Source organism: Glutamicibacter sp. NPDC087344, from assembly GCF_044744225.1.
GTDB lineage: Bacteria > Actinomycetota > Actinomycetes > Actinomycetales > Micrococcaceae > Glutamicibacter.
Genome location: NZ_JBIUXY010000001.1, coordinates 420074 through 443073, shown reverse-complemented (window position 1 = coordinate 443073; position 23000 = coordinate 420074). Strand labels below are relative to the sequence as shown.

Below are 23000 nucleotides of genomic sequence, written 5' to 3'. Positions count from 1 at the left end.
AAGGTTCTGCATTGACTCAAGACTGATTTATCGGAAGTTCTTGTCAATTTCCATGATCTGTGCCACTCTGGAAACGCTTACATTCGAGTTGTCACTTGCTCCTCGAACGAATCGACCGGGCCACACCGCGGGCAATCGCAGCCAATCCGGTCCCTTGGACAAAGTTGTCATGAAAGGACACCTCTATGATGGTGAACAAGCGCTCCCTGCTTTTGGGCGGGGCGGTGACCGCAATTGCGGCGCTATCCCTGACCGCCTGCGGAGGTTCGAATACTTCGACTCCGCAGCCTTCGGAAACCACTGCGCAGTCATCGCCAGCGGCCGCCGAGGCCGGATCGTTGACCGTTTGGGTCGATGCAAACCGTGAACCAGTGCTGAAGGAAGCCGCCGCCGACTTCCAAGCGAAGTCCGGGGTCAAGGTTGATCTGGTGATCAAGGATTTCTCCAAGATCCAGGAAGACTTCCTCAAGCAGGTACCCACGGGCAAGGGGCCGGATATCACCATTGGCGCCCATGATTGGTTGGGCAACTTTGTCAACAACGGTGTAGTCCAGCCGGTAGAACTCGGCGACAAGAGCGCTGACTTCCAGGACGTTGCAGTCAACGCAATGAGCTACGAGGGTAATACCTACGGGGTTCCCTACGCCACCGAAAACCTTGCGTTTCTGCGCAACGCCGACCTGGTCGACAAGGCTCCTGCCACCTTTGACGAGATGATCGACGAGGGTGAGAAGGCCGGTACCGAATTCCCCTTCCTGGTCCAGGTCACCGAGGTTGGCGACCCGTTCCACGCATACCCGTTCCAGACCTCCTTCGGGGCCCCGGTCTTCGGCACCGATGAAGACGGCGCCTATGATGCCAGCGACCTGCAGATCGGCAATGAGGGCGGCCTAGAATTCGCTCAGTGGCTCGCCGACCAGGGTGAGGCTGGAACCCTGAAAACCTCCGTGGACGCGGACATCGCCAAGGAAAAGTTCATTTCCGGTGACTCGCCGTTCCTGCTGACCGGTCCGTGGAACGTTGATGCGGTCCAGGACGCGAACATCGACCTGGCCATCGACCCGATCCCAAGCGCCGGTGGCGAAGAAGCTCAGCCGTTTGTGGCCGTCCAAGGCTTTTTTGTGTCCTCAAAGACCGAGAATTTGCTGGCCGCTACCGAGTTCCTGACAAACTACATTGGTACGGCTGAAGTCCAGACCGAACTGTACGAGGTAGGCAAGCGTCCGCCAGCGAACAAGGAAGCCTTCGAAGCAGCCAAATCAGATGAGACCATCTCCGCCTTCGGCGCCGTCGCGGAAAACGGTGTGCCAATGCCGAACATTCCTGAAATGGCAGCCGTGTGGGAATTCTGGGGTGTGGCCGAAGCTGAGATCATTTCAGGTAAGGCCGACCCAGCCAAGCGCTGGACGCAGATGACCGAAGATATCGAAAAGGCCATCTCCAAGTAAGACCGCTGGCTGCCACGCAGCCTGAATCAATCCGGTGGCACCTGAGGGGCAGTGACCAACTGCCCCAGGTGCCACCCGAAACCACCGCCGGGCGCGAAAAGCACAAGTACCTCGCCGACCTCCGACCCAGGAATTAGCCACAGATGTCATTGACCCACCAGAAGCCGCCACACAGCGGCGAGACGGAACAGCCGTCAACGCTGTCGCCGACAGCGAAGCGACTAGCCGCAGCATCCTCTACCTCAACCGGCATGATGCTGGCCAAGATCGGGCTGATTGGCCTCGTGGATGCCACCGCAATTTTTGCGTTGTTCACCGCGATCGGCCGCGAAGCGTGGGTTATTGCCGCGGTGATCGCTGTGATCACCTTGGCTATCAACGTCGTGTATTTCAAACGCGGCTGGCTCCCGGCCAAGTACCTGTTGCCCGGCACCATCTTTTTGCTGATTTTCCAGGTGTTTGTGATCGGTTACACCGGTTATATTGCCTTCACCAACTATGGCTCGGGACACAACTCGGACAAGGACGACGCCGTGATGGCCTTGCTGCAGTCCAACCAGAGCCGCGTCCCGGATTCGCCGGGATTCCCGATCACGGTGTTGGACGACGGGAGTGAACTCTCGCTGTTGGTCGAACGTGATGGGGTGCAACTGGCCGGAACCGCCGAGCAACCATTGGCCCCGGTCACGGCCGAAGAAATTGCCGGTTTCACCGAGCTGAGTTTTGCCGATCTTCTTGGCCGCCAGCAGGAAGTCACCTCATTGGCGGTGCCGATGAGCGAGGACCCAGCCCAGGGATCGCTGCGCACCTCCGATGGGCGCACCGCCTACCAGTACACCTCCAACCTGGTGTACGACGAAGCAGCGGGAACCATGACCGACTCCACCACCAAAGTGGTCTACAGCGATACCGGCGTTGGTGCATTCACGGCCCCGGACGGCACCCAGCTGATGCCCGGATGGTCCATCAACGTCGGTTTTGACAACTTCGTCAAGGCATTTAGCGATTCCTCGATTCGTAGCGCCTTGGGCTCGGTCACCCTGTGGACCTTTGCCTTCGCCTTGCTTTCCGTGGCTTCCACGTTTTTCTTGGGACTGTTCCTGGCTCTGGTGTTCAACGACCTTCGAATGAAGGGCCGCAAAATCTACCGGGTCATCTCCATCCTTCCCTACGCTTTCCCGGCGTTTTTGGGTGGCCTTGTGTGGGCCGGCATGCTGAACAAGGACTTCGGTTTCGTCAACCAGGTGCTCTTCGGCGGGGCGCAGATCCCGTGGCTGACCGATCCCTGGCTGGCCAAGTTCTCCGTGCTGTGGGTAAATCTCTGGCTCGGTTTCCCCTACATGTTTTTGGTATGCACCGGTGCGCTCCAGTCAATTCCAGACGAACTGGCTGAGGCCGCGAAAATTGACGGGGCCAAACCTTTCCAGATTTTCCGCCTGATCAAGCTTCCCTTGCTGCTGGTGTCCGTCGCTCCGCTGCTGATCAGCTCGTTTGCCTTCAACTTCAACAACTTCAACGTGATCTACATGCTCACCGAAGGCGGACCGCGCCTTGAAGGCACCGGCCTGAACGTGGGATCAACGGACATTTTGATTTCGATGGTTTACAAGGTGGCCTTCGTTGGGTCGCAGCGCGACTACGGTTTGGCCAGCGCATTCTCCATCATCATTTTTGTACTGGTCTCCATCATCGCGGTGATCAGCTTCAAGCAGACCAAGGCTCTGGAGGAGCTGAACTAATGACGACGCAAACTCCCATCCAGCAGCCGGTAGCCCGCCGCAGTTTTGGCAAGTGGTTCGCCACCACCGGCTGGCGCCACCTGATTGGTGTGGCCCTGTGCATCTACGCGGCATTCCCGCTGCTCTACGTGCTTTCAGCCTCGCTGAATCCCAACGGAACACTGCTTTCATCCAACGGCCTGTTTACCCAGCTTGGGCTCCAGAGCTACATCGATTTGTTCCAGAATGAACAGCGGCCCTTCGCTGCCTGGTTCGGCAACACCTTGTTTATCGGGCTCACCACGGCCGCCGCTTCGGTGTTCCTGGGCGCGCTGGCCGCCTATAGCTTTTCGCGAATGCGTTTTGCCGGCAGGCGTTTTGGACTGGTGAGCTTGCTCGTGGTCCAAATTTTCCCTCAGTTGCTGGCCGTCGTGGCGATATTTATCCTGCTGACCTCGTTGGGCGATGTGTACCCGGCGCTGGGAATTGACAACCAGATTGCCCTGATCATGGTGTACCTTGGTGGTGCCCTCGGGGTGAACACCTACCTTATGTACGGATTCTTTAACACCATTCCGGTGGAAATCGATGAAGCTGCCAAGATCGACGGGGCCGGTCATGCACGGATTTTCTTCACCATGATCCTCCGGCTGGTCGCACCAATCCTGGCTGTGGTGGGATTGTTGTCCTTCATTTCGAGCACCTCGGACTTCGTGATTGCCTCGGTAGTCCTGGTGTCCCCGGAAAACCAGACCCTGGCGGTGGGTCTGTACTCCTACGTTTCCGAAGAATTCACCTCCAACTGGTCTGTTTTCGCCGCGGGTGCCGTTTTGGCTGCCTTGCCGGTCATGGCATTGTTCCTCTTTTTGCAGAAATACATTGTGGGCGGGCTTACCGCTGGCGCCGGAAAATAATCAGCCCACGAGTAATCAGGTCCGCCTGCCTGCCTGTCTGCCAGAATCCTTCCGCACGGACACGTAAGCTGGAAAGATGCAACCTCATCGGCCTCGGGCGGCGCGCAACTATCTTGAACAGCTTCGTCGGGAACTGAGTTTTCTCTCCGACGCAGAGCGCTCCGAGATCATTGCGCATACCGCGGAACAGATTGCCGGGCTGCCCGGCAAGGGGCGACGAAAATCTGAACTGCTCAAAAGCCTGGGTGAACCGGCGGCACTTGCCGCCGGTTTTACCCGTACCGAGCCTACGGAGCTCAAAGTCAACAGCGGGCGACAGTTCCTGTCTCGCATTTTGGCATGGCCAATCTTTGCATTATCGGTACTAACCGCAGGATTGCTGGTGATCGGTTCGCAAGCGGTGGTACTCGTTGAGCCAGTGAGTTTCGGTTACGTCGAAGGATCGATCTTCGGGATGTGGGCCGAACTGGAACTGCACATGGGATCCGCGGTGATGCTGCTGGTGTTTATCCCGGTGCTTTTCAGCCTGTTGCCCCTGATCACCCATGGCACATTCGGGCTGGTACTTCAGGTCATCGGGGCAGTGGCCACCACCATTGCCTGTGTGCTGGGTCTGATCAGTTTGGGGGCGTTCCTCATCCCATTGGTATTGCTGCTGTGGGCGCAGGTGTTCACCCCGCTGCTGATGATGCGCGGCTCCATGGCCAGCCCCGGGCCCACCTGGCTGATCTGCGCGGCCGTGGTCTTGCTGTGCGCCATTGGCTACACCACCTACCGCGGTGTCCACAATTTCAGCGGAAATGTGTGGCTGATCCTGATCCCCGCGTTGGTGTTGGCTGTTTTCGCGTTATTGCTGCCGCTGCGTCGCCGCTGGGCGCATATCTCGCTCATCGTTGCTGGCCTGGCGGTGATGGTGGCGGGTTACGTGGCCGCCTTGCCTTCAACATTTGCCACGCCACTGATCTGGCCATGGCTTGCCGGCACGGTGTCATTCGCTATCGGACATCTGGCATTGGCCGCCGGGATGTGGCATAAACGGGCCCAGAACCTGTTGGCGCTCCTCTAGTCCTCTCCGTCCCCGCCTTCCCCCTATACCCTTTGTGAAAGTCTGGCTGCATGAACGAGATTGAACTTCCCGAGCAGAATACCTCCATCAAGCGCGGACGTGGGCGCCCACGCAAGGATGAATCGCAGTTGCCGCTCACTCGGGATTCAATTGCCGTTGAAGCACTGAAAATTATTGGCTCCGAGGGGTTCGCGGCACTGAGCATGAGCCGTTTGGCCGCCGCTTTTGGTGCCACGCCTCGGGCGCTGTACAACTACGTGAATGACCGGCAAGAGGTGATGAACTTAGCCGTCGCCAAGTTCTTGGAGAGCACCCCGATGCTGCGGTTTGACGTGGGGAACTGGCAGGAGACCGTTCGGGTGTTCTATCAGGCCAGTCGTGCCCTCTACCGGGAATATCCGTGGATTGCGGTGGTGCCGGTGACCGAACGAGTGGTGGTGGACGGCGGGCCGCGGTATGTGGAGATGATGGAACGGCTGCTGCAGTTCTATACAGATCTGGGACTTAGTCTGCCCCAGGCGTTGTCCTTGGTGCGGGCATTCATCCGGGAAATCAAGGCCTTCGCCTTGCAGGACGACTACTACAAAGACCGTGTGCCCGACGGGCAGATTCCCGTTATTTCACAACTCGTGCCCGAATACTGGTTGGATGAGGCTGCGGCGCAGAACTCACCGCTGGTGCGACAGACCTTGGATTTCCCGATCCAAGGAAATGACGCGCTTTTCGAAGAGTTGCTTGAAATGCGGATTTTCACCATTCAAGCGATGCTCGACGAGCTGCCAGAAGCAGACTGACAAGTGCAAAGTTTGGTCATAAGAAGACTTTAGGGAATATCTTCACGGTACCCAACGCTGTACTCTGAGTGCGCCCCGAACCATGATTTTCGTGTGGCGCTGATATTGCCTTAGTTGGAAGCTCTTCGAAAGTTGCCATGCCTGCCACCGAGCACCCCCAGAATTCGTCCGTCGCCGCACCCCAGGCCCAAACGCCTTCCAGGGGTTCGAAACCAGAGGTGCTAACACCGGGCGGACGATGGAAACTGCTCGGAGTGCTGCTCGCGGTCATGTTCATGTCGCTGGTTTCGGTCAGCATCGTCAACGTGGTGTTGCCTTCCATCGAATCGACGCTGCATGCCACGGAGGCAGATATGCAGTGGGTCCTAGCTGGCTACGCCCTGACCTTCGGGGTGGTGCTGGTGGCCGCCGGACGTGCCGGAGACCTCCTGGGCCGTGGCATCATGTTTATTGCCGGCGTGGTGATTTTTACGCTTGCCTCGGTACTGGCTGGGCTGGCTGGCGACCCGCTGATGCTGAACATCGCCCGATTTATCATGGGTATCGGCTCCGGGCTGCTCAATCCTCAGGTGATGGGCCTCATTCAGCAGCATTTCACCGGTGCCGAACGAGGCCGCGCCTACGGACTGCTCGGGACCGTGATTGGGTTCTCAGTGGCCATTGGCCCGGTTATGGGCGGCGCGTTGATCAACTGGTTGGGAGCCGATGCAGGCTGGCGGGCGACCTTCTTGGTCAATGTGCCCATTGGTGTCATTGCGATGATCTTGGCCATCATGTGGTTGCCCCGTCCGCTGTCCACCAAACCGAAAGACAAGGTAGACCTTGACCCGGTGGGTGGGGTCCTGCTTGCGGCGGCGATTTTTGCCTTCCTTTTACCCTTTGTCCAAGGACGGGAAAACCCCTGGTTATGGGTGCTGCTCCCGCTGGCCCTGCTCTGCTTTGGTCTCTGGGCCGGCTGGGAAAAACGTTATAAAGCCCGCGGCTCATCCCCAATGGTTGAGTTGGCTTTGTTCAAGGTCCGCAGTTTCACCAACGGTACGGTCATTGCAGGCCTGTACTTCATGGGTGTTTCCAGCGTATGGGTGCTGGTAGCCGTGTACACGCAGCAGGCCCTCGGGTTCAGTGCGCTCGAAGCGGGGCTGATCGCCTTGCCCGCGGCCTTGCTCTCCGCCGTCAGTTCCAACATTGCCGGTCGCTACGTGATGACTGCCGGCCGCGGGTTGGTCATCGGTGGCATCCTCAGCGCGTTGTTCGGGCTGATCGCGACGGTGTTTGTGGTGGAACTGCAATCTCGCGGTCTGGTGAGCATCTGGTGGATGTTGTTGTCCTTGGCGTTTATCGGCGCGGCCCAAGGCTTTATTATTTCTCCTAATCAGGCGTTGACCTTGATGGAAGTTCCGGTTGAGAATTCTGGTTCCGCCGGCGGGTTGATGCAAACCTCCCAGCGTGTTGGCACGGCGGTGGGTATCGCGGTGATTACCGCGGTCTTTTATGGGATGAACCATGTTTTCGGTTATGCACTAGCGCTCATCCTGGCTTTGACCGCAACGGGAATCTTGGTGCTGGCAACGTTGTGGGTCGCCGTCGCTGACTGGCGGTACAGTCGTCGGCTCGGCCAATGACCCAGTACGGCGGATCCTGGCGATTGCGCTGGTCAGAGCGCTGAGGGTGGCCTAGTCTGGAAGACATGAAACGATCTGCAGGATGGATGGCAGCTAGCGTGTTGGCACTGTGCCTCACCGCGTGTGGATCCAGCGATAGCCCGGCAGCCTCGCCGCCGGAAGGTGTCTGGGGCACCGAATCCGAAGGGCAGCCTTGGATTGATCTGGGGACCGATGGATCATTGAGCGGCAGCGATGGCTGCAATAATCTCATTGGCCAGTGGACTGAAGCGAACGGGGTGGTGGACTTCGGGGCGATGGGAAGCACCCAGATGTTTTGCGAAGGGGTGGATTCTTGGTTGAGCGCCGCTGCGACCGCCACCATTTCGGGGGACAAAATGACCTTCACCGATGCCAGAGGAGACCAGATCGGTGTGCTGACCCGGAGCAAATAATCCGGGGCAGCACCACCGTACTTCGAGTTGCCCTAGTTGGTTCGGTATCCGGAAATCATCGGGCATTCAAAGGGGTCGCGGGCCGAGAGTCCGACCTTGTTCAGATAGGTGATGACCTGAGCATAGGATTCGCGCACGCTGGCCACGGTGTAGGGAATGTGATGCTCGGTGCAATAGTCCCGGACAATATTCGACACCCCTGCCAGGTTGGCGCGGGGCATGGAGGGGAACAGGTGGTGCTCCACCTGATAATTCAGGCCGCCGTAGACATGGGAGAGCACCCGGTTGCCGAAGCTGGATCGGGCCATGACATTGCGTCCGGTCAGTACCTGGCGAGAAAAGAAATCGATCCGGGCATCCTCGGGCACCATGGGCATGCCCTTGTGGTTCGGGGCGAAGGAAGCACCCATGTAAATACCGAAAACCGCCAGTTGCACTCCGAGGAAGGCGAATGCCATCCCTACCGGCAGGACAAAAAATACCGCGCCCAGGTAGAGGGCCAGCCGGACAAAAATCGAGACAAGTTCGCGGCGACGATGTTTCACCCGCTGGCCGACAAAGAGGTACTTGATTGACTGTGCGTGGAGGTTGAGGCCTTCCAGCGTCAGCAGCGGGAAAAAGAGATATCCCTGTCGTTGGGTGATCCATTTAAGCAGTCCGCGCTGGCGTTTGGCATCGGCCGGCTGGAAGGAAATGGTGTCCCATTCGATGTCTGGGTCCTTGCCGATGGTGTTCGGTGTGGCATGGTGTTTGCTGTGTTTGTTCATCCACCACTGGTAGCTGATGCCCACCACAAAGTTGGCCAAAAACCGGCCTAGTTTGTCATTGGTTTTGCCCGAGGCAAGAATCTGGCGGTGAGCGGCTTCATGGGCCAAAAATGCGAACTGCGTCAGCAGCAGACCCAGGGCTCCAGCCATGAGAAGCTGAAACCAGCTTTCGCCCAACAGCACCACACCGGTGACCGTTCCCGCGAGCAGCAGCGTCAGGACGATGCTGATGCCCAGGTAGTGACCGGGTCGACGCCGGATCAGGCCGGCCTCGCTGACCAGTTTCTTAACGTGGAAGAAGCTTTTGGGGTCACCGGGGCGCACCGAGGGTGCAGGCGATGACAAAACGGGAGTGCTACTCAAGTCGTATCCTTGGCTATGGCAGCTGGCGACGTTTCAGTCGAAAAGAACTGAAAGTCTCGGCTCCTCTGCGCTCAACTGTACGGCAGGTTGCTGGTAGTTCTCCGGTTGATGACCTCAGGGAACCTAGTAGCCTGCGGTAAGTTGCCCCTCGTGCAGCTCCCAGCGGGCGTCAAGGCGTACGTTGTCAATCATCCGCCGGTCGTGGGTCACCAGCAGCAGCGCGCCCTGATAGGACTCAAGTGCCTCTTCAAGTTGTTCGATGGCTGGCAGATCGAGATGGTTGGTGGGTTCATCAAGTACCAAAAGGTTCACCCCGCGCGCCTGGAGCAGCGCCATGGAGGCACGGGTGCGCTCGCCGGGGGAGAGCTTGGCCACCGGTGAAGCGCTTTGCTCCGCCTTCAACCCGAATTTGGCTAGCAAGGTGCGCGCCTCGGCCGAGGAATATTCCGGGAGCGCAGCTTCGAAGGCTTCACCCAATGGTGCGTCTGCGGGCAGCTGGCTGCGCGCCTGATCAATTTCTCCGACCATCACCGAGGTGCCTCGTGTCGCGGTGCCGGCATCCGGGCTGATCCGACCGAGGAGCAGCTTCAGCAGCGTGGATTTGCCAGCACCGTTTGGACCGGTAATCCCAATACGATCCCCGGCATTCACTTGTACGCTGGCCGGTCCGAACCGAAAGCCTCCCAGGTCTAGTTCAGCCTGATTCAGGGTGCACAGCACCGAGGAACCGCGGGGAGCTTCGGCAATGGAAAATTGCAGCACCCATTCCTTGCGGGGTTCGATGACCTCATCCATCCGGGCAATCCGCGATTCCATCTGACGGACCTTGGCGGCCTGTTTTTCAGAGGATTCGCTATTGGCCCGGCGCCGCACCTTGTCATTGTCCGGTGCTTTGCGCATGGCATTGCGGACACCCTGTGATGACCATTCTCGTTGGGTCCGGGCCCGAGCAACCAGATCAGCTTTCTTCCCGGCGTACTCGTCATAGGCGTCACGTGCATGTTTGCGGTTAATTGCGCGTTCTTCCAAATAGGAATCGTAGCCGCCTTCATAGACGGCGACCTGTTGCTGGGCCAGGTCCAATTCGATGATGCCGGTGGTGCACCGGGCCAGAAACTCTCGATCGTGCGAGACCATCACCACCGGGGCGCGAAGCTGCCCGATAAATTGCTCCAAGCGTTCCAGCCCTGCCAGATCCAGATCATTGGTCGGTTCGTCCAGGAGCACCACATCAAAGCGAGAGAGCAGCAGCGCCGCCAGGGCAACGCGCGCCATCTGTCCTCCGGAGAGCGAGGCCGTGGGGGTATCCAGCGAAAGGGTGAAACCCAACTCGGCCAGTGTCTGGGGGATTCGATCGTCCAAGTCCATGGCGCCGGAGGCCATCCAATGATCAAAAGCAGCCGAGTATGCGTCATCGGCGCCGGGCTTGGATTCGGCAAGGTCCTGGGCCGTTGACTCCATGACGATACTGGCCTGGGCGCACCCGGTGCGTCGAGCTAAATAGGCTGAGATGTCTTCACCCTGAAGCCGTTCGTGCTCCTGGGGAAGCCAGCCGACAAATGCGCCATCCGGGGCGGTGGATACCGAGCCGCCTTGGGGCGAGTCCACCCCGGCCAAGAGGCGCAGCAGTGTACTTTTGCCCGCGCCGTTCACCCCGACCACGCCATACACATCACCGGGAGCGGCGGTGAAATTCAGGTGTGAAAAAAGAGTCCGGTGGGCGTGGCCGCCGGTGAGGTCGGTGGCGACGAGTGTTGCAGTCATACAAACAAGTTTAGGTGTGCGGCGTACCGCGAAGAGACCTGCCCCCAGCGCAACGCACAGTGCCTTGATCTTCGCTCCAAGGCCTGCGCCTGCAGATGTGGATTGGCAGGCTCGGGGATACACGCCGCCTGCTCGCTGGGAAAGCCTGGGGAAGCACAGCAGGCAGCAGGTGTTTGGCCTCGGGCGGGGAATTCGCAAAAATTTCAGTGCCACCTCTTGATGTGCCTTGGATCACTTGCTACAGTCTTACCGCTCAAAGGGAATCAATTCCCACTGGGTAGGAATTTTAGTGTTGGTCAGCATGATACGAAAAGGGGTCGCCTCCATGGTCAATGAACTGAACATCGGCGAGAACAATCTCCCACTGGCGGGAATCCGAGTCCTGGAACTGGGCAATTTTGTCGCCGCTCCATTCGCGGCCCGGATTTTTGGGGACTTTGGCGCGGAGGTGATCAAGATTGAGCGCCCGGGTATCGGTGATGAGCTGCGTGATTGGCGTAAATCTCGAGGGAAAACCTCAATGCTCTTTCGAACGATCGGACGAAACAAGAAATCTGTTGAACTCGACCTGCGCACCGAACTGGGTGCCCAAGCGATCAGGAATATCATCCAAAGCACCGACGTGCTCATTGAGAACTTCCGGCCGGGAACCTTGGAAAAGTGGGGGCTTGGACCCCAGGACCTCACAGCGCTCAACCCCGAGCTCGTGATCGTCCGCATCTCGGGCTACGGACAAAGCGGGCCCTACAAGGATCGCGCAGGGTTCGGCAGCTCGGCAGAATCTTTCGCGGGTCTTCGATATGTGACCGGCGAACCGGATCGGCCGGCCGGGCGGGCCGCGGCTTCCATGGGAGACACCGTGGCAGGTCTCTACGGAGTCATTGGTGCCTTAATGCTGATGTTCAACAAGGCGCGCGGCGGCAAGAATCAAGAGCAGAACGTTGTGGATATTGCCCTCTATGAGGGGGTGTTCTCATTGCTGGAATCGTTGGTCCCGGATTACGACGCCTATGGGTTGGTGCGAAAACGGACCGGTGGACGACTTCCCGGGGTGGTTCCCACGGGTTCCTACATCTGCCAAGACGACTTGGAAGTTGTGATCGGTGGAAATTCCAACTCGGTATTTACCCGACTGATGAGTGCCATTGGGCGTGAAGATCTGGCCGGCGACGAATCGTTGCTCACCACATCCGGCCGTGGCGCCCGGGAGGAAGAACTCAACGGAGTGATTGAATCCTTCACCCGCTCCATGCCGTTGGTTCAGGTACTGGACGCACTCGATGCAGCCGGCGTTCCCGCGGCCCCGGTATACGACGCGCCATCTATTGCCCAGGACGAACACTATATTGCCCGCGGAATGATTCAGACCCATGAGGTTGTTGTCGAGAATGAACCCGAGCTGATTCGTTTTCCCGGGGTTGTTCCGAAGATTCCGGGGCATCAGGGGGAGGTCAAGTGGATTGGCCCGGATCTGGGTGCACACACCGTTGAAGTCCTGAGCAACCTCGCAGGGTTCACCGGCGAGCAAATTGACCAGCTGCTCACTCTGGGCGTGAAGTCATGAAAATCGAGATTACCGACGTCTTTCTGCGTGATGGATTGCAGGATGAACCGGTCGTTGTGGCTACCCCTGACAAGCTGAAGATTGCGCAGGCCAGCGCCGCGGCGGGGATCCAACGCCTGGAGATCGCGTCGTTCGTCAACCCCAAGCGTGTGCCGCAAATGGCAGACGCCGCAGCGGTGGTCGAGGGCACCTCGTCGCTGGCCGGTGTGCGGCGTACGGCGCTGGCGCTCAACGGCCAAGGGATCTCACGGGCGGTCGCCGCCGGAGTGCCAGAAGTCCAGATAGTCGCATCGGCAAGCCAGGCGCACAGCAACGCCAATGCCGGGTCAACAATCCAGAACATCTTGGCCTCGCTTGCAACCGACGTTGCCCGTCATCCTGACACGCAATTCATGGCCGGGATTTCCACTGCCTTTACGTGCCCGTTCGAAGGGGAAATTGCCCGCGAACAATTGCTGCTTTTGGTCAGATCCTTCAAAGCCATTGGTATTCGGGACATCGGGCTGGCCGACACCCTTGGGACGACGTCGCCTGAGCGGGTGATGAACAGTGTCGCATTCATCCAAGACGCGGAACCCGAACTGACCTATTACCTTCACCTGCACAATGCCCAAGGCCAAGCACTGGATACCGTCAAACTGGCCATCGAAGCCGGCATCACACGATTCGACGCGGCCTTGGGCGGACTGGGTGGGTGCCCGTTTGCTCCGGGCGCCGCTGGAAACCTGTCAACCGGCGACCTGGTTGAGTTTTTGCACCGTGAAGGTCACGAAACCGGTATCGATCCGGAGGCTCTATCCCAGGCGACCTCGATGGCGCTGGACGTCGTGAACAGCTCGCCAGCCATCCAGACCAATGCACTACCCATTCACTAAGCACGAAGACCTATATTCGTAAGAGGTCCTATAAGTGCTGTCCGGCAAAGACGCCGATAGCAGCATGGGGCACCAAACATCGGGAGAATACGATGTCGAAATCAAGTCAAGCAGTTCAGCTGCCGGACAATGCCAGCGATGACGGGCGCGAGACCCTTGACCGGCTCACCCAAAAAGCGCATCTGCCCAAGGGGGCGCACCATTCCACGCCACGGCACCTGAGTATTGCGGGGATGCCCATCTGGCTCTTTGCGATCATGGCGGCCGTGGTGCTCCTGGCAGCCCTGACCGGCAACTTGCCCAGCGGCATGTTGCCCGGATTCGCTGTCTCAATGCTGTTGGGCGGTTTACTCATCTGGTTGGGCAACCTTTTCCCGATCGTACGAGACTTCGGTCTGCCGACCGTTCTGTGCACCTTCGTGCCGGCCGTGCTGATCTTCTATGGCGTCATGCCCGAGGCGATTATCACGGTGGTCACCGATTTCATCACCACCCACGGATTCCTTGATTTCTTTGTCGCGGCAGTCATCGCCGGCTCGATTCTCGGCGCGCCCCGAGCCTTGTTGCTCAAAGCGGGACCACGTTTTGCGGTCCCTTTGATTTCCTGCATCGTGATCACCTTCGGAGTTATCGGTTTGATCGGCGCCGTCGCGGGATTCGGATTTTGGAACTCCATGTTGACGGTGGCCGCACCGATCATGGCCGGAGGCCTGGGACTTGGCGCGGTGCCCATGAGCGAAATGTACGGCGCCCAAACGGGACAAGACTCCTCGGCTTTCATGGGGGATCTGATGTCGGCGGTGGTTGTGGCGAACATTTTTTGTATTCTTTTTGCCGGAATCCTTAACGGTATGGGCAAACGCAAGCAGCTATTTGTGGGTTTCAGCGGCAATGGTGACCTGATGCGAGTCAAGGCACGCGGCAAGGAACTGGCTAATCCGCCCAAGCGAACAGTTGCCAGTTTTATGACCCTCGGCAAGGGGCTGGCCTTGACGGCTGTCCTTTATGTATTAGGTGAGCTGCTGGGTGCCTACCTTGAATTCCTGCATCCTTACGCCTGGATGATCATCGCCGTGGCAGCGCTAAAAATCTTCGGGCTGCTTCCACAAGACTTGGAGGAAGCCACCACCGACTGGGGTGAATTGATCACCTCTGTAATGGTGCCGGCCTTGCTGGTGGGCGTGAGCATTTCCTACATCAGTATCGATGAAGTCCTGGTCTCGCTAGGCAACCCAATGTTTATCGTCTTGGTGGTGATTACCGTGATGGTCGCTGGATTGAGCTCAGGAGCCGTTGGCTGGCTTATGAAATTCAATTTCGTGGAGGCCGCCATTACACCGGGGCTAGTGATGGCTGATACCGGCGGATCGGGTGACGTCTCGGTGCTCAGCGCCTCTGAGCGCATGCATCTGATGCCCTTTGCCGCACTGACCAACCGAATCGGCGGAGCCTTTGTCTTGTTTTTGACAACGTTGCTGGTGCCCTTGATGTCTGTGTCATAGTTCGTTGAACTGAACCAAAGCAAGCGGTTGGCCTCACGAAGTGAATTCGTGAGGCCAACCGCTTGGTTGTGTTAAAACTGGCGTGTCGTGGGAGGCTAGCGCTGGTCTGAAAAGGCGGCGGAAATCTGAGCAGCGGTATTTGCCACCAGCTGACCATGATCAGCTCCGGGGGATACCTCACATCGCGAAAGCGGCATCGCCAGGCAGATCGCCGCGACGATATGGTCCTTCTGCGTGATCGGTGCGCTGACAGATCCTAGCCCTGGGGTGCGAAGCCCCACCGATTCCACCCATCCAGTCGATTCGATGGCCGCTATGGCGTCGGGGTCGAATGCCAGAAGCCGTCCGCTGGATCCTTGGGGCAAGGTGAGTGTCGCACCGACGGGAAGTGTTGCCTTGAGCTCATGCCGCGAGTCCACAGAGGCAACGCAGACCCGCGAGTCGCCCCTACGGATCCACAATTGCGAGGTTTCGCCGGTCGTATCGCGTAATTCAGTGAGGTAGCTCAGGCCAATGATTTCTAACCGGCTGCGCACAAAACGCCGGCCTAGGCTGTAATTTCCCGAGCTTTCGCGCCGAAGGAAGTCGTAGTCCACCAAGCTCAGCGCCAGCCGGTGGGCCGTTGAGGTGGACAACCCGGTTCGCCGTGCCAGTTCGCTGGCTGTTGCATCGCCAAATTCTAGGGCGTCGAGTATCAGGCTGATGCGTTCAAGCTGACGATTCGAGCTGGTTTCAGACATGTTGTGGAGCCTTTGACTTGAGGAAGCCCCTTGATGATGTCAAGAGGCTATTGCCACCGAAGGATAATCATTTCCTACTGTATGGGATTGTTTGCGAAAAAGCTAAGGCGGAAAAGTGCACTCAGGGGTGGTGCTAGCCGCGTGGCACTGGTAACCTATTCCCACTAAATAGCAAGCAATTCCCATTGAGTGGGATAATGAGAAGGTGGGAAAACATGACGCAGTATGAAATTGCCGTGATTCCAGGCGATGGCATCGGCCCTGAGGTTATCGAATCCGCGCTCGCCGTTTTGCGGTCGAGTCAGCGCCATTTCGAGTTTGATTTGAAGTTCACAAGTTACGATTTTTCGGCCGAGCTCTATCGCCGCACGGGACGCAAGATTACCGCCGCTGACATGGATGAAATTGGCACGCGTGATGCCGTGCTGTTCGGGGCCATGGGCCTGCCCGATGTCCGCGACGAAGAGGGTCTTGAGCTCGGAGCCCAAGTGGAAATGCGAGCGCACTACAAGTTGTTTGCCAGTCTTCGGCCGGTTCGGCTTTTTGCCGGTGTCCCCAATGCGGTCCGCGCTGAGCAGATTGACATGCTCGTGATCCGCGAAACCTCCGAGGGGATGTTTGCCGGCCTTCATGACCATCATGAACCCAGCGATGATCAAGCCACTGACCGGATGACAATCACCCGGGCAACGTGCCAGACACTGTTCCGCGAGGCCTTTGCGCAGGCGCGCGCACGGCGCCAGCGTGGCACCGTTGGCCGCGTCACCCTGTTGCATAAGTCGAACGCGCTGCGCAGCAATGTGTTGATGGAGAAGGTGTTTGATGAAATTGCCGCCGAGAACTTAGACATTGAAAGCTCGAAGTACTACATCGATGCAGGCAGCATGTACATGATCACCGACCCGGGGCGTTTTGACGTGATCGTGAGTGAAAACATCTTTGGCGACATCACCTCGGAAATCGCCGCCGGTCTGGTGGGCGGACTTGGGGTTGCACCATCCGCCGACGTGAGCTCGACCCACGGGGTGTTCCAGCCGTCCCACGGCAGCGCGCCGGACATCGCCGGGACGGGAACGGCAAATCCCGTCGCCATGATCCTTTCGGCATCCATGATGCTTGCCTGGTTGGGTGACAAACGAGGGGACCAAACGCTTAATGACGCGGCGCAAAGTATCAACGACGCGGTGCAGCAAGTACTCGCCACGGGCCCGCGGCCCAAGGACTTAGGCGGCGAAGCGACGACCGCAGAAATGACCAACGCTGTGCTCGAAGCACTGCAAGCAAACCTCGCATCCCACGTATAAAGGAGAAGAATCATGAGCTGGAAAGTACTGTTTATCAACCCATTGAAGGACTACATCGAGGGACTGAAGTCTTCGACACCTGATGGTTATGAGCTCGTGGTGTTGCCGGCCGGAACCGGTGTAGATGAGCAGATCGCGCAGGCCGCGGATGCCGATTTTATTGTGTCGGGTATCGAAATTCCTGAAGCGGTATTCCGGGCGGCAACCCGCGCGAAGTTTATCCAATACATGAGTTCGGGGTATGGGCAATTGTCCCTGGAAGTGCTCAATGACTTGGGTATTCCGGTAGCGCAAATGAAAACTCATTCGATCTCCGTGGCGGAGCACGCTGTCACCCTGATACTGTCTCTGCTGCGCCGGATCCCTGCTGCTACGGTGCAACTTCGCGAAGGAAAATGGCGACAGGACCTGGACGAGGGGTCCTATGCGGAGTTGTATGGAAAAACCGTGGGAATCGTTGGATTGGGGAACATCGGTCGCTGGGTGGGCAAAATAGTTCACCATGGGTTCGGGGCCAACGTGATCTACTACGACCACAACCAAATACCGCTGACCATCTCAGAACTGATCTCGGCGCGGGAAGTCTCCCTGGAAGATCTGATGCGCGAATCTGACGTGGTGTGTGTCAACATGCCATTGAACCAGGGGACCAACAGGCTCATTGGAACAGAAGAACTTGCCATGATGAAGGACTCCGCAGTGCTGGTCAATGTCGGCCGCGGAGAGGTGATAGATGAAACGGCGCTGATTCAGGCCTTGCAACGCGGACAAATCGCCGGAGCTGGATTGGACGTCTTCGCCAATGAACCACTGGATCTGAACAGTGAACTGCTGACGATGGACTCGGTGATCTGCACACCTCATATGGCCGGCGTCGGCTGGGAGAACGTTCAGCGGCGCATTGCGACCGTGTGGTCCAACATCGATGCGGTGGTGCGCGGCGAGGTCCCGGTTGGAGTTGTCACCGAAGTTAAACGGCCACCTGTTATCCAGGCCGTCAACTAATTCGTACCCCGGCGTTTCGAAACGACCCGTCGAAACGAGGGGGCCGTGGGAATCCTCGGCTTTGAGCTGGAACGATTTGTTGCCCACCGCTCAATCCTTCGCCCGCCAATCGGTGAGTGAGCCCAGGGGGTTGGGTAATTCGAAATCCGCGAGGGCAGTGGAAGCGGGGCGGCGACCTCGATGGACGTTGGCCGGTGGCGGCTTCCTGGCTAATCTAAAACCTGAGTTCGGCCGCATCCTTTTTCTGCAGGGTGCGGCCGAACTTGTTGTATTTTCTGGGCGGCCGCGGCCGGCCAAGTTTTTCTCAGATCCAGCCAGGCAATATTCAGTACTCCTTCATGACCTCAATGACTTGCTGGATAAACGCGGTGACCAAGGCCGGTTGGCGGCGCCGTGGCATGGTGAGGATTTGAGCTGTTCGTTCGGCAAGTACCGGGTTGTCGATTGGGATGAAATCCAAATCGTGGCTGATCCCGTATCGGCGGGCAAAACGACTCAAGAGGGTGACTCCCGCACCTGACCGAGCGTATTCAAGGACCGGATTGATGTGATTGCTGATCAACGCGATGCGCGGGGAGAGCCCGGCGGTGGCTGTAGCAATATCAAAAAGCTCTCGTTGCGTGATTCCCTTGTCAGGCATGGACAGGGGGAATTGGCAGAGTTCATCCAGCGACAGTTTTGGTGAACCTGCCAGTGGGTGATCGGTGCTCACCACTGCGTAAGCCGGTGCCGGGCAGGCGTACTCGACCACAGCATCGCGTTGAGGTCCTAGCGCGAAAACCGTAGCGAGGTCGGCATTGCCCTCTATCACCTGAAGTGCTGCCTCGTTGGAGGGTAAAACGCGCAGGCGAATCGAGATTTCGGGGTGAATCTTGCTGAATTCGGCAATCGCTCGCGGGGTGAGCGAGAGCGCCAGCCCTTCGGAGCTGACCACCTCGATGACCCGTGAGGTGCGCGCTGAAATCCCGTTCAACTCCTGCATCAATTGCTCACCGTCGGCTTGCGCGCGACGTGTATGGGCCAGCAAGAGAACCCCTTCGTCGGTCAGCTCCATTCCGCGTGCATGGCGGCGAAAGATCGGTGCGCCAATTTGCCGTTCTAACTGACTGATCTGCCGACTGATCGCAGAGGGCGACACATGTTGTGATTCGGCGGCTTCGGTGATCGATCCGGTGGTGGCTACTTCATGGAAATAGCGCAGCCCCGTCGGCAGCGTCTGCATTCTGAGAATCCCTGTCTTGTTGAAGGTTTGCTTTTAACTCAAACCTGATGATCGAAACGGCACTGGTCTTGGATCTCCCAGTCTTCTACTGTGATCTACGATACATGAACTGAAAACGGGAGTAATCGTGGAACTGAGGCAGGAATTACTGAGAAATGCGGAGAGATTCGTCAACTCCGGCGCGCTATTCACGGAACTATCGCAGCTGGTAGGGGTCGAAACCGTGAGCGGAAGCCCCGCGCACAGGTTTGCTATTGATGCATATCTTGATGGGAATCTACGGGCAAGATTCGACGGAATGGGCTTTAGCGTCTGTGCAGATCTTAATTGGCGAGGCACTGGCAATTCGTTTCTGAGAGCGACGCGGATTGAAGATCCCAGCTACACCACCGTGCTTTGCTACGGCCACGCGGATGTCGTGGACGGGCAGGCGGATCAATGGGCCGCCGGGCGTGACCCCTTTGTCCTGCGGGCTGAGGGGGACCGGTGGTATGGACGCGGCGCGGCCGATAATAAGGGACAGCATCTGGTGAACCTGACAGCGCTGGAATTGCTCCTGGCGCAGCGCGGGTCCCTGGGATTCAACGTCATCTTCCTTTTTGAATCCGGTGAAGAAATCGGCTCACCGCAGTTGCACGAATATGCCGCCGCCCATCGGCAGGAGCTTGCCGCGGACGTCTTTATCGCATCAGACGGCCCGCGGCAGGCGGCCACGCTGCCCACCATATTTCTCGGTGCCCGAGGAGGAGCGAGCTTTGAGCTGAGTGTGCCGTTGCGTTCGGGCGGCTACCACTCGGGCAACTGGGGAGGAATCCTGCGCAACCCAGCCACCACGCTGGCCGGCGCCATCTCAGAGCTCGTTGACGGCCACGGGCGGATTCGGCTGCCCGAGTTATTGCCAGATGAATTGCCGTCCTCCGTGCGGCAGGTGCTGCGTTCGGTCGCCGTGGGCCAAGGAGCCCAAGACCCGGATCTCGACGCAAAGTGGGCGGACCCGAATCTGAGTGCCGCCGAACGTTTGTACGGGTGGAACACCTTAGAAGTGCTGGCCATGAACTCGGCTGATGTGAATGTCCCGGTGAACGCCATTCCGGGTCAGGCCCGCGCGGTGCTGCAGCTGCGCTACGTGGTTGGAACCGATATTCAAAAGATGGAGTCAGCCATCCGCAAGGCCCTGGATCACGCCGGGTATCACATGGTTCAACTCACCATGGGTCAGAGCTTCGAGGCGAGCCGCATCGAGCCGGACAATCCTTGGGTCGGCTGGGTGAGCAGATCCTTGCAGGAAAGCACGGGGCAGCAACCGGTGATCCTGCCGAATATCGGTGGCTCGCTCCCGAACGCGGTATTCGAATCCACGTTGGATTTGCCGACCCTGTGGATACCGCATTCCTATCCGGGATGCCAACAACACGGCCCCAACGAACACGCACTGGAATCGGTGCTTCGTGAAGGCCTGAAGATGATGTGCGGCCTGTTCCACGACCTGGGGACGCGCCAAGATATGCCACGCGCTGCGACGCTGGCCAGTAAGAAAGCATGGGTATGAGCATGGAACAGCAACAACCGGCTACCGTCGTGGCCCAGGAATCGAAACGGCCTCAGTCCGCGGTGCGGGGCATCGCGGCCGCCACGATCGGCAATGCCCTTGAGTGGTACGACATGTCGATTTATGCCCTACTGGCCATCTACATCGGCCACAATTTTTTCCCTTCCGACAATCCTGCGGTGGAAGTCATTCAAGCATTTGCGGTCTTCGGGATTTCCTACCTGATCCGCCCGCTGGGCGGCCTGGTGCTGGGCTCCTACGCCGACCGCAAGGGCCTGAAGAAGGGCTTGATGCTGACCATCCGACTGATGGTTTTGGGAACGGCCATCATCTCCTTGATGCCAAGTTATGAATCGATTGGCCTGCTGGCTCCGCTGGGACTGATCGTCGGGCGCCTGATCCAGGGATTCTCTGCCGGCGGTGAATTCGGCGCGGCAACCTCGTATTTGCTGGCCCAGGATAAGGGGCGCAAGGGTTTTCTGGGTAGTTTCCAGTTCGCCAGCCAAGGTCTTGGGTCGCTCATGGCGGCCATCACCGTGGTGATCCTGACCAGCATCTTCACCACCGAACAAATGAACGACTGGGCCTGGCGAATCCCATTTTTCATCGGGTTGCTGGTTGGTCCGGCCGGCTGGTTGATCCGACGCCACGTTGACGAAGCGCCATTGCCCCAGATCCCGGAGGACAACGCTACGGGTTCTAGCGAGAAAGCCCACGCACCGGTGAAAGAGATTTTCCGCTCGCACAAGGTCTCGGTCCTCCTGGCCGGAGGCGCATTGGCCATCTCCACGGCCCTGAACTTTGTGCTGCAGTACATGCCGACCTTTGGCATCAAGCAACTGGGAATGAGCCCCTCGATCTCCTTCGCTTCCTTGATCATCACCGGTGTGATCCTGACCTTCGCTACTCCGGTGGTGGGGCTCTTGTCTGATCGCTACGGGCGCATGCGCATCATGATTCCGGCGGCTATCGCCATCGCGTTGCTGACCATTCCGCTGTTCCTCTGGCTGATTGCGGGCAAAACATTTTTGGTGCTGGCGATGGTCATGACGATTTTGGGATTGTTGAAAGCACTGTACTTCGGGGCCCTGCCCTCCGTGATGGCTGATGTATTCAGCGACTCCAGCCGTGCGACGGGACTGTCCTTCAGCTACAACGCATCGGTGGCGGTTTTCGGCGGTTTCACCCCGATGATCTGCGCGTTCCTCATCGAGATGACCGGGCAAGCGATCGCCCCGGCCTACTACCTGGCAATTCTGGCCGTCGTGAGCATCACGGCCCTTGGCTCGGCCTTCCGCTTCCGTTCGGTGCGGTAGCCGGTCTGCAGGCAGGTGCGCCCTGGGATGTCCACCCATCTGGTGGACAGTCCGGGGCGCACCTGCCTGTCCATTTGCATGTTGAGGTTGGTGCCCAATTCGTCGGTTGTGCCGCGGCCGCTAGCTATCGAGCCCCAACAGCTTCCGGGTGCGCGCGTATTTGGCCGCCAGACGTTCACGGGTCTGGCGGGATAACTTGCTGGTCCGTGCCGGGTCGGTATTATCAGCCAAATCTGCCCGCTTCACCAACAGTGCGAGCGGGTTTTCCTTCACCGCCAGGCAGTACTCTTCCAAGCTCTGTCCCGGGCGTTTGCTCAGGAGCTGGACCGCCGACAACACCTGGTGGGGAATGCCCCTGGCGGCAAGTTCGTCGCCGGTGATGTCGCAGTCTTCAATGACGTCGTGCAGCCACGCGGCGGCGGCCGCATTCTCATCCCCGCCAAACCGACGGGCATGGCCGGCCACCCGCGCAGGATGCCCGATGTAGGCTTCACCGAGTTTGTCGACCTGCCCGCGGTGGGCCTCGGTGGCGATGCGGCGAGCCAGGGCTTCGAGCTCCGATTCCTGATGGGGGTTCATGTTCTCTTCCATGGCGCTCCTTGTGACGACCGATGCCTGTTCCTGGGACTCACGCTACCAAGCCGCACCGACTTTTCGCAGTGCGCCCAGCCCGAAGCGCTGGAGGCAGTAGTCTCGGTGTCATGGATCAAATACCGTATGGGCAGTGGGGAACCGACAAACCCGGCGAACCGTCATTGGCATTGTGGGAGGACGGCCGCGTCAGCGGCAGCGACGGATGCAACCGCCTCATGGGAACCTGGCACCGGGAGGGCGAGCGGATAGTTTTCGGGCCGTTGGCCAGCACCATGATGTATTGCCAGGGGGTGGACACCTGGTTGTTGCAGGCAGCCAGCGCGCGCGAGGAGCCTGGGCAGCTGGTGATCAGCAACGCCGACGGTGTGCAGATCGGCAGGCTCGATCCGCAGCACCGCTGATTCCCAGGCCACCTGCGAGGCGCCCAACCAACACAAAA

General features: G+C 58.7%; 20 protein-coding genes. 15 read left to right on the top strand and 5 right to left on the bottom strand.

The genetic code is table 11. The features are described 5' to 3' along the window. Window positions 1-185: 185 nt before the first annotated feature. The 7 genes from ACIOWL_RS01940 (at window position 186) to ACIOWL_RS01910 (ending at window position 7996) form a co-directional block, all read left to right on the top strand. Window positions 186-1448 (top strand): extracellular solute-binding protein, encoded by a 1263-nt coding sequence (locus ACIOWL_RS01940; protein WP_400381004.1) that lies wholly within the window; start codon window positions 186-188, stop codon window positions 1446-1448. A gap of 143 nt (window positions 1449-1591) precedes the next feature. Then, window positions 1592-3187 (top strand): ABC transporter permease subunit, encoded by a 1596-nt coding sequence (locus ACIOWL_RS01935; RefSeq protein WP_400381001.1) that lies wholly within the window; start codon window positions 1592-1594, stop codon window positions 3185-3187. Further along, complete coding sequence (locus ACIOWL_RS01930; protein ID WP_400380998.1) at window positions 3187-4080, top strand: sugar ABC transporter permease; 894 nt, start codon at window positions 3187-3189, stop codon at window positions 4078-4080. Before ACIOWL_RS01935 ends, ACIOWL_RS01930 begins: the two co-directional genes overlap by 1 nt. A gap of 76 nt (window positions 4081-4156) precedes the next feature. Next, a complete protein-coding gene (locus tag ACIOWL_RS01925) occupies window positions 4157-5146 on the top strand; it encodes an HAAS signaling domain-containing protein (RefSeq protein WP_400380996.1) in 990 nt (329 codons plus the stop codon). Between the two features lie 50 nt (window positions 5147-5196). Next, window positions 5197-5940 carry a TetR/AcrR family transcriptional regulator gene (locus tag ACIOWL_RS01920; protein ID WP_400380993.1) on the top strand — a complete coding sequence of 248 codons (744 nt, stop codon included), beginning with the start codon at window positions 5197-5199 and terminating at the stop codon, window positions 5938-5940. A 137-nt stretch (window positions 5941-6077) separates the two neighbouring features. Then, the gene (locus ACIOWL_RS01915; protein WP_400380990.1) at window positions 6078-7562 is read left to right on the top strand and encodes an MFS transporter; all 1485 of its coding nucleotides are present in this window, start codon (window positions 6078-6080) and stop codon (window positions 7560-7562) included. Between the two features lie 65 nt (window positions 7563-7627). After that, a complete protein-coding gene (locus tag ACIOWL_RS01910) occupies window positions 7628-7996 on the top strand; it encodes an META domain-containing protein (protein ID WP_400380987.1) in 369 nt (122 codons plus the stop codon). Window positions 7997-8028: 32 nt separating this feature from the next. Here ACIOWL_RS01910 and ACIOWL_RS01905 read toward each other — a convergent pair whose 3' ends face one another. Further along, entirely contained in the window at window positions 8029-9126 is a 1098-nt protein-coding gene (locus ACIOWL_RS01905; RefSeq protein WP_400380984.1) for a fatty acid desaturase family protein, read from the bottom strand. A gap of 123 nt (window positions 9127-9249) precedes the next feature. Beyond that, the gene (locus ACIOWL_RS01900) at window positions 9250-10890 is read right to left on the bottom strand and encodes an ABC-F family ATP-binding cassette domain-containing protein (protein ID WP_400380982.1); all 1641 of its coding nucleotides are present in this window, start codon (window positions 10888-10890) and stop codon (window positions 9250-9252) included. Between the two features lie 325 nt (window positions 10891-11215). Between ACIOWL_RS01900 and ACIOWL_RS01895 the strand changes: the two genes are divergently transcribed. The 3 genes from ACIOWL_RS01895 (at window position 11216) to ACIOWL_RS01885 (ending at window position 14831) form a co-directional block, all read left to right on the top strand. After that, entirely contained in the window at window positions 11216-12454 is a 1239-nt protein-coding gene (locus tag ACIOWL_RS01895) for a CaiB/BaiF CoA transferase family protein (protein ID WP_400380979.1), read from the top strand. Continuing rightward, a complete protein-coding gene (locus ACIOWL_RS01890; RefSeq protein WP_400380976.1) occupies window positions 12451-13329 on the top strand; it encodes a hydroxymethylglutaryl-CoA lyase in 879 nt (292 codons plus the stop codon). The genes ACIOWL_RS01895 and ACIOWL_RS01890 overlap by 4 nt, the downstream gene beginning before the upstream one ends. A gap of 92 nt (window positions 13330-13421) precedes the next feature. Continuing rightward, window positions 13422-14831 carry a 2-hydroxycarboxylate transporter family protein gene (locus tag ACIOWL_RS01885; RefSeq protein ID WP_400380974.1) on the top strand — a complete coding sequence of 470 codons (1410 nt, stop codon included), beginning with the start codon at window positions 13422-13424 and terminating at the stop codon, window positions 14829-14831. A gap of 95 nt (window positions 14832-14926) precedes the next feature. Here the strand turns inward: ACIOWL_RS01885 and ACIOWL_RS01880 are convergent, their stop codons facing one another. Continuing rightward, window positions 14927-15571 carry an IclR family transcriptional regulator gene (locus ACIOWL_RS01880; protein WP_400380971.1) on the bottom strand — a complete coding sequence of 215 codons (645 nt, stop codon included), beginning with the start codon at window positions 15569-15571 and terminating at the stop codon, window positions 14927-14929. 215 nt (window positions 15572-15786) lie between these two features. Between ACIOWL_RS01880 and ACIOWL_RS01875 the strand changes: the two genes are divergently transcribed. Both ACIOWL_RS01875 and ACIOWL_RS01870 read left to right on the top strand, forming a co-directional pair. After that, complete coding sequence (locus ACIOWL_RS01875; protein WP_400380969.1) at window positions 15787-16875, top strand: isocitrate/isopropylmalate dehydrogenase family protein; 1089 nt, start codon at window positions 15787-15789, stop codon at window positions 16873-16875. A 12-nt stretch (window positions 16876-16887) separates the two neighbouring features. Next, on the top strand, window positions 16888-17880 hold the full coding sequence (locus ACIOWL_RS01870; RefSeq protein ID WP_400380966.1) for an NAD(P)-dependent oxidoreductase: 993 nt from the start codon (window positions 16888-16890) through the stop codon (window positions 17878-17880). A 325-nt stretch (window positions 17881-18205) separates the two neighbouring features. On the opposite strand, the gene ACIOWL_RS01865 is transcribed toward ACIOWL_RS01870, so the two are convergent. Then, a complete protein-coding gene (locus ACIOWL_RS01865; RefSeq protein ID WP_400380963.1) occupies window positions 18206-19102 on the bottom strand; it encodes a LysR family transcriptional regulator in 897 nt (298 codons plus the stop codon). A gap of 127 nt (window positions 19103-19229) precedes the next feature. Between ACIOWL_RS01865 and ACIOWL_RS01860 the strand changes: the two genes are divergently transcribed. Together ACIOWL_RS01860 and ACIOWL_RS01855 are read left to right on the top strand one after the other, a co-directional pair. Beyond that, window positions 19230-20651, top strand: a complete 1422-nt coding sequence (locus ACIOWL_RS01860) for a M20 family metallopeptidase (RefSeq protein WP_400380961.1) — start codon at window positions 19230-19232, stop codon at window positions 20649-20651. After that, window positions 20648-21967 (top strand): MFS transporter, encoded by a 1320-nt coding sequence (locus ACIOWL_RS01855; RefSeq protein WP_400380958.1) that lies wholly within the window; start codon window positions 20648-20650, stop codon window positions 21965-21967. Before ACIOWL_RS01860 ends, ACIOWL_RS01855 begins: the two co-directional genes overlap by 4 nt. A 120-nt stretch (window positions 21968-22087) precedes the next feature. Here ACIOWL_RS01855 and ACIOWL_RS01850 read toward each other — a convergent pair whose 3' ends face one another. After that, a complete protein-coding gene (locus ACIOWL_RS01850) occupies window positions 22088-22558 on the bottom strand; it encodes an HD domain-containing protein (protein WP_400380956.1) in 471 nt (156 codons plus the stop codon). 110 nt (window positions 22559-22668) lie between these two features. Here ACIOWL_RS01850 and ACIOWL_RS01845 point away from each other — a divergent pair, with 110 nt between their 5' ends. After that, window positions 22669-22962 (top strand): META domain-containing protein, encoded by a 294-nt coding sequence (locus tag ACIOWL_RS01845; RefSeq protein WP_400380954.1) that lies wholly within the window; start codon window positions 22669-22671, stop codon window positions 22960-22962. Window positions 22963-23000: the final 38 nt, after the last annotated feature.